The sequence below is a fragment of the Clostridium estertheticum subsp. estertheticum genome (assembly GCF_001877035.1).
GTDB lineage: Bacteria > Bacillota > Clostridia > Clostridiales > Clostridiaceae > Clostridium_AD > Clostridium_AD estertheticum.
The window spans coordinates 4,716,669-4,728,683 of sequence record NZ_CP015756.1 but is presented as its reverse complement, the minus strand read 5'-3'; the positions used below and the strand labels follow the sequence as shown (position 1 = coordinate 4,728,683).

The 12,015-nt window shown below is 30.9% G+C and carries 15 protein-coding genes, 8 tRNA genes and 1 pseudogene; 16 read left to right on the top strand and 8 right to left on the bottom strand.

Annotated features, from left to right (window positions below; genetic code table 11):
• Positions 1 to 105 precede the first annotated feature (105 nt).
• Positions 106 to 291 (top strand): DUF1858 domain-containing protein, encoded by a 186-nt coding sequence (locus A7L45_RS22120; RefSeq protein WP_071614767.1) that lies wholly within the window; start codon positions 106 to 108, stop codon positions 289 to 291.
• Positions 292 to 331: 40 nt separating this feature from the next.
• Here A7L45_RS22120 and A7L45_RS22115 read toward each other — a convergent pair whose 3' ends face one another.
• Positions 332 to 925: an ECF transporter S component gene (locus A7L45_RS22115; RefSeq protein WP_071614766.1), complete on the bottom strand. Its 594-nt coding sequence runs from the start codon at positions 923 to 925 to the stop codon at positions 332 to 334.
• Positions 926 to 1,212: 287 nt separating this feature from the next.
• Between A7L45_RS22115 and A7L45_RS22110 the strand changes: the two genes are divergently transcribed.
• Both A7L45_RS22110 and A7L45_RS22105 read left to right on the top strand, forming a co-directional pair.
• On the top strand, positions 1,213 to 1,965 hold the full coding sequence (locus A7L45_RS22110; RefSeq protein ID WP_071614765.1) for an acyl-[acyl-carrier-protein] thioesterase: 753 nt from the start codon (positions 1,213 to 1,215) through the stop codon (positions 1,963 to 1,965).
• A 46-nt stretch (positions 1,966 to 2,011) separates the two neighbouring features.
• Positions 2,012 to 2,194, top strand: a complete 183-nt coding sequence (locus tag A7L45_RS22105) for a hypothetical protein (protein ID WP_071614764.1) — start codon at positions 2,012 to 2,014, stop codon at positions 2,192 to 2,194.
• 252 nt (positions 2,195 to 2,446) lie between these two features.
• Here the strand turns inward: A7L45_RS22105 and A7L45_RS22100 are convergent, their stop codons facing one another.
• Positions 2,447 to 3,676 (bottom strand): BaiN/RdsA family NAD(P)/FAD-dependent oxidoreductase, encoded by a 1,230-nt coding sequence (locus A7L45_RS22100; RefSeq protein WP_071614763.1) that lies wholly within the window; start codon positions 3,674 to 3,676, stop codon positions 2,447 to 2,449.
• 316 nt (positions 3,677 to 3,992) lie between these two features.
• Between A7L45_RS22100 and A7L45_RS22095 the strand changes: the two genes are divergently transcribed.
• The 8 genes from A7L45_RS22095 (at position 3,993) to A7L45_RS22060 (ending at position 4,665) form a co-directional block, all read left to right on the top strand.
• A tRNA-Glu gene (locus A7L45_RS22095) sits at positions 3,993 to 4,067 on the top strand.
• Between the two features lie 13 nt (positions 4,068 to 4,080).
• Positions 4,081 to 4,156 (top strand) — tRNA-Val (locus A7L45_RS22090).
• 5 nt (positions 4,157 to 4,161) lie between these two features.
• Positions 4,162 to 4,238, top strand: a tRNA-Asp gene (locus tag A7L45_RS22085).
• 9 nt (positions 4,239 to 4,247) lie between these two features.
• Positions 4,248 to 4,322, top strand: a tRNA-Thr gene (locus A7L45_RS22080).
• A gap of 15 nt (positions 4,323 to 4,337) precedes the next feature.
• Positions 4,338 to 4,412, top strand: a tRNA-Glu gene (locus A7L45_RS22075).
• 13 nt (positions 4,413 to 4,425) lie between these two features.
• Positions 4,426 to 4,501: transfer RNA gene (locus A7L45_RS22070), tRNA-Val, on the top strand.
• Positions 4,502 to 4,506: 5 nt separating this feature from the next.
• Positions 4,507 to 4,583 (top strand) — tRNA-Asp (locus A7L45_RS22065).
• 7 nt (positions 4,584 to 4,590) lie between these two features.
• A tRNA-Thr gene (locus tag A7L45_RS22060) sits at positions 4,591 to 4,665 on the top strand.
• A gap of 158 nt (positions 4,666 to 4,823) precedes the next feature.
• On the opposite strand, the gene A7L45_RS22055 is transcribed toward A7L45_RS22060, so the two are convergent.
• A complete protein-coding gene (locus A7L45_RS22055) occupies positions 4,824 to 5,804 on the bottom strand; it encodes an ATP-binding protein (protein ID WP_071614762.1) in 981 nt (326 codons plus the stop codon).
• On the bottom strand, positions 5,797 to 6,783 hold the full coding sequence (locus A7L45_RS22050; protein ID WP_071614761.1) for a DnaD domain protein: 987 nt from the start codon (positions 6,781 to 6,783) through the stop codon (positions 5,797 to 5,799). Before A7L45_RS22050 ends, A7L45_RS22055 begins: the two co-directional genes overlap by 8 nt.
• Before the next feature lie 410 nt (positions 6,784 to 7,193).
• Here A7L45_RS22050 and A7L45_RS24150 point away from each other — a divergent pair, with 410 nt between their 5' ends.
• The 4 genes from A7L45_RS24150 to A7L45_RS22035 all read left to right on the top strand — a co-directional run bounded on the left by A7L45_RS24150 (position 7,194) and on the right by A7L45_RS22035 (position 9,360).
• Complete coding sequence (locus A7L45_RS24150; RefSeq protein ID WP_257786559.1) at positions 7,194 to 7,319, top strand: hypothetical protein; 126 nt, start codon at positions 7,194 to 7,196, stop codon at positions 7,317 to 7,319.
• A 258-nt stretch (positions 7,320 to 7,577) separates the two neighbouring features.
• Positions 7,578 to 8,240 carry a hypothetical protein gene (locus A7L45_RS22045; RefSeq protein WP_071614760.1) on the top strand — a complete coding sequence of 221 codons (663 nt, stop codon included), beginning with the start codon at positions 7,578 to 7,580 and terminating at the stop codon, positions 8,238 to 8,240.
• Positions 8,241 to 8,294: 54 nt separating this feature from the next.
• Positions 8,295 to 8,954 carry a nitrite/sulfite reductase domain-containing protein gene (locus A7L45_RS22040; RefSeq protein ID WP_071614759.1) on the top strand — a complete coding sequence of 220 codons (660 nt, stop codon included), beginning with the start codon at positions 8,295 to 8,297 and terminating at the stop codon, positions 8,952 to 8,954.
• 190 nt (positions 8,955 to 9,144) lie between these two features.
• Complete coding sequence (locus A7L45_RS22035) at positions 9,145 to 9,360, top strand: hypothetical protein (protein ID WP_071614758.1); 216 nt, start codon at positions 9,145 to 9,147, stop codon at positions 9,358 to 9,360.
• A gap of 104 nt (positions 9,361 to 9,464) precedes the next feature.
• Here the strand turns inward: A7L45_RS22035 and A7L45_RS22030 are convergent, their stop codons facing one another.
• Complete coding sequence (locus A7L45_RS22030) at positions 9,465 to 9,641, bottom strand: uracil-DNA glycosylase (protein ID WP_071614757.1); 177 nt, start codon at positions 9,639 to 9,641, stop codon at positions 9,465 to 9,467.
• A gap of 24 nt (positions 9,642 to 9,665) precedes the next feature.
• Entirely contained in the window at positions 9,666 to 10,310 is a 645-nt protein-coding gene (locus tag A7L45_RS22025) for an undecaprenyl diphosphate synthase family protein (RefSeq protein WP_071614756.1), read from the bottom strand.
• 250 nt (positions 10,311 to 10,560) lie between these two features.
• Here A7L45_RS22025 and A7L45_RS22020 point away from each other — a divergent pair, with 250 nt between their 5' ends.
• A complete protein-coding gene (locus tag A7L45_RS22020; protein WP_071614755.1) occupies positions 10,561 to 10,875 on the top strand; it encodes a demethoxyubiquinone hydroxylase family protein in 315 nt (104 codons plus the stop codon).
• Between the two features lie 85 nt (positions 10,876 to 10,960).
• Here the strand turns inward: A7L45_RS22020 and A7L45_RS22015 are convergent, their stop codons facing one another.
• Complete coding sequence (locus A7L45_RS22015) at positions 10,961 to 11,608, bottom strand: tRNA-uridine aminocarboxypropyltransferase (RefSeq protein ID WP_071614754.1); 648 nt, start codon at positions 11,606 to 11,608, stop codon at positions 10,961 to 10,963.
• A gap of 32 nt (positions 11,609 to 11,640) precedes the next feature.
• Positions 11,641 to 11,793, bottom strand: a pseudogene (locus tag A7L45_RS23990) (tryptophan-rich sensory protein); the annotation flags it as partial.
• Positions 11,794 to 12,015: the final 222 nt, after the last annotated feature.

The window sequence follows — 12,015 nt, the reverse complement described above, 5'->3', positions numbered from 1 at the left end:
AGAATACAATGAGAATGAGAATTAAAGTTAGTGAATATTTTTATTTATTAACTAGTCAAATTCTGATATAATTATTTCAAACTAAAATAAAGTGAGGTATATAATATGAAAATAACTAAGGATATGACAATAGGCGAAGTTGTAAGACAAAAACCAGAATCAGTTCAAGTATTAATGAACTTTGGAATGGGTTGTGTTGGATGCCCTTCAGCACAAGCTGAAACATTAGAAGAAGCATCAATGGTTCATGGTCTTAATTTAGAAGAATTAATGACTGCAATAAACGCATAAAAAAATTAAGACACTTAGCAAATGCTAAGTGTCTTGTTTTTTAATTTTTTCTTATTTTTTTAATGGCCAATATAACAGGAATGGTAATTATAGTAGCTATGATGGCTTCTGGAACACCATTTATTATAGCAAGGCTATAAATAGTTTTTGCAGCAATGGAAGGGTCTATGCCCTTAGAAACGGCAAATTTAGCTGCGTATAAAATGTATACCATAGTTAAAACCCCAAATGTGTTAGTTAAAGAACCGATTACGGTAGCAAGTCCAATTCTTAGGTTTTCATTTTTACCAAAGCTTAGTTTATAAACATAGTACGAAGTAAGACCAATAAGAACCCTTGGTAATACAGATACTAAAGGATTTATAAAAGCAAAAGATAGTATATTGGGAGCAGTTATGTTTTGTATAACACTGAAAACACCAAATATTAAACCAATGGTCATTCCAACAATAGGGCCACCTATTATTGAACCTATAATAACCGGAATATGCATTATAGTAGCTTTGAAACCAGGAAGTGGAATAAAACCATATCCAGTTAACCCAAGTACTACACAAACTGCTGATAGCATACCAATGGTTGTAAGTTCACGTGTTTTTATTTTTTTGATTTTAATAGAGTTATTATTAATCATGTGTTCCCTCCGCTCTTATTCCATAAGGATATAAGTCGACCTATTCATAATCCTTATTTATAGTTCAGTTTCGTAACGAATACTGACAACAATATTTTATCACTTATTTCATAACAATTACATACATAAATAAAAATTTATCAAAGTTTATATTTATATTAACTTATTATTGAATGTTTAAGCAGTTTATTTTGATATAATCTAAGTATAAAAGAAATTATTAATAACAAAATTATTAATAACAAAATTATTAGATATTATGTACTTATAAAAAATATAGGGGTGATATGGTGAGTAAAATTCCAGTGGTTACAAGCAGGGAGTATAACATTCATTATTATGAAGTAGATATACAAAAAAGAGTTCTGATTACAAGTATAATGAATTATCTAGGAGATATGGCAATGTATCAAAGTGAAACTTTAGGAGTAGGAATAGACTACCTTAAAGAGAATAAAATGGCTTGGGTCTTATATAAGTGGGATATAACAATTAAGTCTTACCCACTTCTTAACGAGACTATAAAGGTGGAGACATTTGCACATTCTTTTAAAAAGTTTTATGCAGATAGAAAATATGATATCTTTGATGGTAAAGGAAATATAATAGGTCATGCTGATTCAATTTGGATTTTAATAAACACAGATACAAGAAGACCGATAAGGGTTACAAAAGAATTATATGAAGTTTATGGTATAGAGGATAGTCCCAATGCATTAAAAAACATTGAGAATATATTATCAATAAATGAAGTGGATAATGAGAAAAGTTTTCAGGTAAGATACAGTGATATTGATACAAATATGCACGTAAATAACGTTAAATATGCAGCCTGGGCAATAGAGACAATACCTGAAGACATAATATTAAACAAAGAACTTAAAAATATTAAGGTGACTTACATAAAGGAAACAAAATACGGTGAAATCATAAAAGTAAGCACGCAGGTTATAAAAGAAGTTGATAAAACAATATGTAGACACAGAATAGTAAATGAAGAGGGTGTTGAGCTTACTCTTTTGGAAAGTATCTGGGTATAGTTACTAGAATTAACTAAAGTATATATCGCTTAAGAAAGGGAAATATATGAAATCTATTAAGGCAAAACGAATTATAACAATTATCGGGATTATGATGATAGTATTTAGCTGGATACATTATGGAAAATTGAATATAACTGTTGGTGTATTATGTTTAGTTCTAGTTTTAATATTTATGATATGGCGTTATTCTGATAAGTCTGTAAAGAAACATGAAAATAAAAAATAATGTAATGGGATGCTTAAAATTATTTTTCTTATATTATGATAACAAAAGGATAGATTGCGTAGGATTCATTTGAACAAACCATAGTAATTCTTAATTTATTTTATTTGCAGATGCGTGAAGAAAATCGCATGTTTGAGCGAAAGCGAGTTTGTGATTTTTAGCAGATGTAAATAATATAAATTTTAGAGTTACATGGTGAAGTGAAAGAAATCTGAGCAATCTATCCTTTTCATTAGTAATATATAAGAAAATCTATTTGGAAGCATTTCTTCCTGCAACAGCACCAGAACTCCATGCCCATTGAAGGTTAAAACCACCACAATCTCCATCAACATCTAATATTTCACCTGCAAAAAACAGGCCCTTTATAATATTAGATTCTAGAGTTTGAGGGTTAATTTCTTTTGTATTAATACCTCCTGCAGTAACTTGAGCATTTGAAAAAGAATTAGTGCCTGATACTTCAAATTGCCAATGTTTAAGCAAATCATAAATGGCTTCTTTTTCTATTAGCGCTAATTTGCAGCAAGCTTTATGCATATCTTCTATTTTGGCTTCTTTTAAAATTATTGGAATAAGTTTCTTGTGAATTATGCCAATAAATGAATCACAAAGGTCGCGACTTTCAAATAATGACCAATGTTTGTTTAAAAATTTTGGTAGATCTTCACGGCTAATATTTGGTAACATGTCAATTTTTAAAGAAACTTTATTACTTTTAGATAAGCCATAAGCTGCAGTCCTGCTAAGTTGAAGTATTGGAGGGCCAGAAATGCCATAGTCCGTAAAGAGTATTTCTCCAAATTCCTTTTGAATACATAAACCATTTATAAATATTTCTCCATAGCCATCAAATTTCACTCCAGATAAAGCTTTTAACCTGCTATAGTTTAATTTAAGCTGTACGAGGGCAGGTACTTGAGGAAGTACATCGTGGCCTAATTGCCTTGCTAATGTATATCCAGAGCCGTCAGAACCTGTTTTAGGGGCACATTTGCCACCAGCAGCAAGAATCAACCTGTCACATTCATATATACTATTATCTGAGCAATAAATTTTAAAACCCTTCTTAGTTTTAGTGATTTCCTTAGCTTTAGTATTTGTATAGACCGGTATGTTTTTTTCGTCTAGGGAAAATCTTAATATATCAAGAACTGAGGAGGCCTGCATAGACATAGGGAACATTTTACCTCCATCTACGGTTACCAAAGGTATGCCCAAAGAAGCGAAAAAATCTATAGTATCTGCTGCAGAAAAAGAATTTAGAGTATCTGCAAAGAAACCAGGATTATCACTGTGGTATCTATCATTATTTATATTGTCATTACTAATATTACATCTACCATTACCAGTAGTTAATATTTTTTTGCCAATTCTATCGCTTCCTTCGATTATCGCTACATCTATACCAGAATCTTTAGCTATAAGAGCAGCTGTTAGACCGGAAGCGCCTCCGCCAACTATTATAAGAGTATGTTTCAAGAAAATCTCTCCCTTCGAGAAAAAATTATGTTTATAATATAAATTGTTTAATTATAATTTTACCCTAAAATGAGTAAGATGAACATGGATTTTATATAAAATCATAAAGTATGTCTAGAATTTAGTAATATATTAAAAAAAATTTAAAATTTATTTAAAGCTTAAACCGTTGAATTTACTAGATTTATATACTATATTAAAAAAAAAGAATGAAAAAAGCAAGAAAATATGTTGACACATTAAGAAAAATTAGGTATTATAGTTTATGTCGGGTTGCGAGACCCAACTACATAATCAATAAAGTGACAACGACTATGGCTCCTTGGTCAAGCGGTTAAGACACCACCCTTTCACGGTGGTAACAGGGGTTCAATTCCCCTAGGAGTCACCACCAAAACATATATGGGAGCATAGCTCAGCTGGGAGAGCATCTGCCTTACAAGCAGAGGGTCACAGGTTCGAACCCTGTTGTTCCCACCATATATGGCTCAGTAGCTCAGTTGGTTAGAGTGCTGCCCTGTCACGGCAGAGGTCGAGGGTCCGAGTCCCTTCTGAGTCGCCATTTTTATTAGCTAGCATGGCTCAACGGTAGAGCAGCTGACTTGTAATCAGCAGGTTGTAGGTTCAATTCCTATTGCTAGCTCCATTTAAAATTTAATAAGGCTCCTTGGTCAAGCGGTTAAGACACCACCCTTTCACGGTGGTAACAGGGGTTCAATTCCCCTAGGAGTCACCACCAAAACATATATGGGAGCATAGCTCAGCTGGGAGAGCATCTGCCTTACAAGCAGAGGGTCACAGGTTCGAACCCTGTTGTTCCCACCATATATGGCTCAGTAGCTCAGTTGGTTAGAGTGCTGCCCTGTCACGGCAGAGGTCGAGGGTCCGAGTCCCTTCTGAGTCGCCATATTTTTGCTAGCATGGCTCAACGGTAGAGCAGCTGACTTGTAATCAGCAGGTTGTAGGTTCAATTCCTATTGCTAGCTCCAAAAAAGTTCTAAACTAATGTTTAGAACTTTTTTTAATTTACTGAAAAATCATTAGATTTTATCGGTATTTCATAAAAGCGCATAATAATAGAAAGTACATATTACTACAAATGCATTTGCAGTAATATGTACTTTCTATTAATGATTATATTTTAATATTATTTTAGTTTACTCAAGTTTTCCTTTATTCTTATATCATCTCCAAAGAATTTGCAAGCAGTAAAGTTGCCAAATAATCTAGAAGTTATTCTTTCTGCATAAGTTTTAAGTAAACTTTCAAGAGATAAATTGGTGGATACTACCATTTTCTTTTGTTTTAATAACTTAGTATTAAGCAAGTTAAACAGTTCAGCTTTATTAAAATCTGAAAGCTGCTCGGTACCTAAATCATCGATAATAAGTAAGTCACAATCTATTAGTAATTCTTCTAAAGCACTATTGTTATTAAATCTAATATCTTTTAAAGCCCTTATTAATTCCTCAGCCGTCCTATATACTACAAAGGAACCTTTATCAATTAATTCCTTTGTAATACAATGAGATAAAAATGTTTTTCCTGTTCCAGAACTCCCGTAAAATAATAAATTTTCATCAGTAGTGTCGAAGTTTTTCAAAAAGCTCATAGATATAGATAAAATCTTTTCCATGTTCTTTTTTGGAGATATTGATTCAAGTTCACTTTTCCTAGAAGGATAATAATCCAATTTAAAGTTATCAAAATTATGAGTTTTTAGCATGCTTTTTAATTCAGATCCAGTATAATAAACATCTACTACTTTTTGTTTAAAGCAAGAGCATTTAGTGTTTCCAATAAACCCGGTATCGCGGCATTTATTACATCTATAATGTAAATTAAGGTACTCCATGTTAAAACCATTAGAGACTAATAGTTCAGATTTTTTTACCCTTAGGTCCATTATTTTTTCTTTTAAGTCATGTAAATGGCTTTCTCTATTATCAGTGTTCTTCAAGGCACTAATAGATAGTTCTATACATAATTTACCTATCTTTTTATCTAATCCAATAATTTCAGGATGGGTTTCTTCTATATGAATTTTTCGTTTCCTAAAGTCAGACTCTTCTTCTTGTCTTATTTGATCATATATACTTAATATCTTGGTTTGATAACCTTTAATCATTTTTATCCCATCCTAGTAATTTTTTTTCTAGTTCATCAAAGTCGTAAGCTCTCTGTTCATAATCATTAAAGCTGCCTTTAGCAGGTTTACCACCAGCAGTATTACGTTTGTTAGTAAGTGCATGTTTTTTATCTTTCTTTTCTATGTCCTGAAGCGAGTTTATGCCGTCTTTAAACCAACTGTTTAGAATCCCATCAATATATTTAAAATCAGCTCTGTTAAGTCTATCAAAACAAATATCGCAAGCTTTAAATATAATTTCGAGAGAAAATTTATAAACATTTATCCATTTATCTAGTATTTGTTCTTGAGGTTTCATTATTTCGGGAGCTTTAATCCCTAGGTAATTTAATATTTTTCTAATATTTATCCATTTATCTTCATGTTTCTTTATATAAGATTGGGCATCTTCAATATTTTTAATATCTGCATCATGCCATGCAATGGCAATGGTTTCAATATACCTATAATCAACTTTACCTTTTGATACGCAGTATTGAATTAATAGAAGTATTAATTCTGGGGGAAAATTATAATCTTTTTGCCAGCTTAGATACATTGTCATTTCTTTTGGTGATAATGGTTTGGCTAATAGTTTTTCAATATCCTGTAGCATGCCTTTTATTGAGGAGTTGGTTAATTCCTCGAGTAGATTTATACCTTGTATATTCTCATTTGGAACATCTAAAAGGTCTAAAAATTCAATATTAAAATTACCCATATTATCAATTGGAGTCATTTTAATTATGGTTTCATCATTCCAGAAGTTCCAAGCATTAACAACATCCGTTTCTAGAAGTCCAAGAGTATTTGCTATTACAGAAGATGTAGCACCTATTTCTCCAGATGTACAATACTTTAGTCCGAGAAGATAAACTTTAACAAATTCACCTCTAGCTCTAGGCATAAACTTATCTATAAAAATATTACTCACAGGAGTATATTTATAATTTTCATTTTTAAACATGAAAGTGCTCATAAAGTCACTACCTTCCTTTTTATATTTTAGAATTAGTATTTCAACATCTAAAATTAAGTTTATCTATATGATGTAGATAATAAATTATATAGTATTTTTTAATCTATAAAAATTTTATTATTCAACCTATAGTATACCATATAGTTAAAAATATAAATAAAAGAATATTTGAATAATATTTAATTTATGGTACAAAAGGTCATATTAAGCAAGTGTCATAGGAGGTATAATATTGAATGATTTAAGACGAAAAAAGACGTTATCTGTGTGCTACTTATAACAATGGTGATATTATAGAAACCACATATGCACATTTTAGAGCTATTGTAGTAAAAAAAGGTGATATAGTAAAGAAAGGCATGAATAAAATTTCATTAAAAGTAAAAAATACTTTATAAAGGAGTGATTTTATGCCATATAAAGAAATGAGTACACCGGCTAAAGAAAAGGATAATAAACCCAAGAAGCCAGAAACTATTGAGGCGTCTGATATGAAAAAGGCGAAACGTAAATCAGCAATAAGAGTTGATAAATAATTAAATTTCTTCCAAAATTCTAAAGTGTATTAAAGCGTAATAAAAGTATAATTAACAGCTTTTAAAAAATTAGTGGTAGGGAGAGCATTAAATGCTCTCTTTATTTTTTCAGATAAAGTATAGTAATTGTCCCATAACAATTAAATTATGTATTATCTAAAATGGTAACATAGGTTACAGTAAATTTAGCCTATATACAGTATTATTAAGATATAAATTTGTAGATTAAAAAAATAATTAAATATTGGAGGAATAATAATGAGCGCTTTTTTAGCACCTATTCACACATGGGTATTTGGTAAGATTTTATTAGCTGAGGACTTAGAATTAAAATTAAAAAAAGTATATATAGATAAATACGGTGATAATGCAAAGGATGTTATTGAAAGATCACTAGCTTACGGTAGCCCAATAGACACAAGCAAAAGTATAGAGGATATAATTGATGTATCTAATATACATGGGTGGCTTTCGGATAAAATTGAAAAAGTTGAAACGAGAATAGCATTTATAATAACAGAAATGATTAAGAAGAATGAAAAAGAAGCAGAGGTTATTGCACATGAATGTTTTATAAAGCAAGGTAAAACGGTTGGGGAGATGTCAAGAGCAAAGGAAATGCCGGGAAGCCCAGAAGAAGTATTTAATGCACTTAATAATTACCTATTAGAAGGTATGCCTTGTGATAGAGTAACAAGGCCTATAAAATCAGAAGAGGATATATTTGAATGGGAAACTACAAGTTGTATTCATAAAATTTATTGGGAAACGGTAAATGGAGACATAAATATATTTTATAACCTTAGACATGAATGGACTAAAGCATTTGTTGAAAATTCAAATGATGAATATACTTATAATTTCATTAAAGCGATAGGGCATAATGGTATAATTGGAGTTAATCAAATTACAAGAAAGTAAATGTGGAGAGGATACAATAATTGTTAAGCTCTCCATGGAATAGGAGGCAATTTAATGGAACCTAAACATGCTGTACTTCAAAAGGTAAGAGATGGGAAAAGAACTTATGGTGTAACACCTCATATTCCAGGAGGGTTTATAACTCCGAAGCAGCTTTCGAAAATAGCTAGTGTTGCGGAAAAGTACAAAGGTGTATTAAAGATGACCTCGGGTCAGAGAATTGCAATACTAGGGCTTGATTGCGAAGATGTTTCGAAGGTATGGGAAGAATTAGGTATGAGTCCAGCTGTTAAGTCTCTAAACTCTGTAAAAAATGTTCATATGTGTCCAGCGGCTTTTTGTAAAAGAGCAAAACAGAATTCCCTTAAAATTGGAATGCTTTTAGATAAGCGTTACCATGGTATGGAGATGCCTTGTAGAACAAAAATTGGGGTAGCTGGTTGCAAAAATGCTTGCACTAGTGTTTATTCTAGGGATTTAGGTGTAATTGGTGATAAAGAGGGATACATGATAGTAGCCGGAGGTAGTGGTGGATTTACGCCTAGAATTGCGGATATCATCGCAGAAAAATTAACCGAGGATCAAGTGTTGATTCTGGTTGATACCTTGATAACTTATTATAAGGATAAAGGAAACATGGGAGAAAAACTAGGTGATTTTATAACAAGAATAGGACTAGAAAAATTTAAAGAAGATACACTAGCTGTTTTGTAATAATTAAATTGAGTAATCATAGCATTAAAAATCATATTAAAAACGCTTAATAGGCGTTTTTGTTTTTTTTTGAGAATAAATATTATATTTTTTATAAATACTATATTATCATCTCATCTAAAAATTCTTTAAAAAATTACAAATATGAGCTATAAATGGAAAGTCTAATATTCGAGAGGAGTGAGGAATTTTGAGAGGCATGAAGGGAAGAGAATTAGGCGAGGATAAATGCGAAAAACTTAAAGCTGGGTTAGATAGATATGTAAGAATCGAAGGTATAGAAAGTAAGTTAGTAAACGTTCCAACAATAGTTACGGGAATTAACGATGACGGGACAATAAGGCAAGAAGAAACTAAGTCCTACGCATATGAGGTAGTTGATCAAAATAATACGGTTATAGATTAATATTTGATTAGGGCACAGAGCATATAACTAAAAATATAATTTATATATATTTAGTTATGTGCCTTAGTTTATAATTTAAATTTATTAGAAGTTACCATAAACAATTACTTTCTTTCTTTTGGTGTAAATTTACCACAAGCTATCCCAGATGATTGTTTTACTAGTATGGAAGGTAAATTTGGAGATTTAAAACCATAAAGTTTGCAGCCTTTGGGGAAAGCTGGATCCCAAGTAATATAGTAATATATGCATTTAGAACAATTTATCTTTTCGATTACCATAAGATCTCCTTTGAGGAAATAAAATTAACCACCAAGGGTTACATCTTGCTTATCATACCAATTTAAGGCGTTAGTTAAATGTTCAGGTTTAAAATCAGGCCAAAAGTCATCTATAGCATAAAAGTCAGAATATATGGACTGTATTGGTAAGAAACCGCTTAGACGCATTCTACCACCCCAACGAATGATTAAATCTACTCTAGAAATATCTTTAGTTTTGATACAATTCAATATATTGCTTCTTTTACTACTTTTGTTTTGATCAAGGTTACTCAGATCCCATTCCCAGCCATAGTTTACTAGGAAATTTATCCTTATACCGCCCTTGCCAAAGGTTTTACGTGAGGTGAAAGGAAGTAGCTCTTTTGGAAACATAGGTGAGTCGCTATTTCCTACTACTAATAAATCAGCATCTTGTGTACTTAAAAGCTTTACAGCATCGACACAAGCTTTAGCAAAGGCCTCTCTTTGTATTGCTGGCCTTTTTGTATTATCGGTAGTAAAACCGAAATAAGTTATTTCTTTTACACCTGCATTTTTGCAAAGTTTATACAAAGATAGACCAGGGTCTAATCCATAAGTATATCCTTTGTCCTTAGGTAAACCATTATTTATGGACCATCTTCTATTTCCATCGGGAATTATTCCGATATGATTCGGTATTCTCATATTACCACCCTTTAATTACGAATTTTTATAACTTATAAATCATATTATATCCAACATTACTACATTAATCCATAATATTTATAGAACAACTAATAATTTCATTCCATAAAGATCAGAGGACGACATGGGTTTTACACTACAAAATATACAAGAATACGCATTTTCATCTTAAATTGGAGCAAACTTATAAATGAATAAAATATAACGATGATGCTAAAAATATGTTTAAATTAAAAGGGAGGAATAAACTATGGCTTTACTCGGAAATCCATTCGTTGCAAATGTACCAAGACAAATGTCAAATGATGAGCTTGCTCAAGCAATTCGTGTTGATATTTCAGGTGAACTTGAGGCTATTATAGGTTATGAAGCTCATTCGATGTCTACATCTGATGAAAGAGTTAAAAAAATTTTAAATCATATTGCAGATGAAGAAAGAAGGCACGTTGGGGAGCTTCAAGAAATTTTGTATATGTTATCTCCAAAGGATTCACAATTTATGGAGGAAGGTAAACAGAAAATTAAAGACCAGCAATCTCAAAATTTTCAGCAACCGATTCAGTGATTTTGATTATTAGATTATTTGTTTTTAATATGGATATTTTAGATATTAAAAAAAATTGAAGATGACATCATTTTGGATGGCATCTTCAATTTTTATTAGAAGTTATAAGTTTGTGACCACTTAAGCCTGCCTTATAGCTTTTTAAAAATAAATTATAAAAATCATTTATTACCTGTGAATGCTTATCATCACCACTTATAGCTAGTACCTCTATTGCGGTTTCTATTGTACATAAATTGCCATCTTTTGCACCTCTTCTTAAATCATATATAGACTTAAAGTTTGGTTCTAATGAAATAATTGGAAGATTTTCTAAATAGGAACTTTTCCTAAGTATTTTTCGTGCTTCCTTCCATGTACCGTCTATAATAATAAAGGCAGGAATTTTCCTTTCACTTTTGTATTCAAGTTTCGGGCACTTTGTTTGATTATCTTCTATGGGGAAAAGCAAAAATGGTTCATATATATCATTATTTAAGTTTGTTATTAATTTATCTGGCATTTTTGTTCTTTCCCAAAGAAAAAGCTCTGTAGAATGTGGGTTTATGAGTTTCAATAGTCTCGCAGTATTAGAAGGTCTATAAAATTCTTTTTCTGTAGATAAGATCCAAAATTTTGAGGACGTTTTTACCTTAGGTGCTGTAGAACAGAGGCAATTTATAATAGGCAACCCACATTGATTACAACTGTCATACAATCTGGTTATTTGTTTTATTTTATAATCTGAGTTCATATTTCCTCCTAAGTATTTAATCATAAAGATTTTTAATTAAGCATCCATATATTATAATTTAAAACTCCAGCAAATGATACCCAAGCAATATATGGAATCATAAGATAAGCTGCGGTTTTATCAATCTTATAAAATTCAAAGGTAGTTAAAAGAATAAATACTAATAATAGAAGTAATTCTAAAAAGCAATAGCGTATAGCCTAAACTTTTACATCAACCCCAGATTTACTGGTCATCCAAATCCTATAAGAGTTTTGTATAATTGCTAGTGATATTAGGAAAAGTAAATTGATACCGTAAACTACTATAAAAACTAAAAAGAATGGAAATGAAAAACTTTGTTATTAAAAAACATTTGAATTAGTTGTAAGATACTTTTATCTTGACATGGAATATAAAAATATATA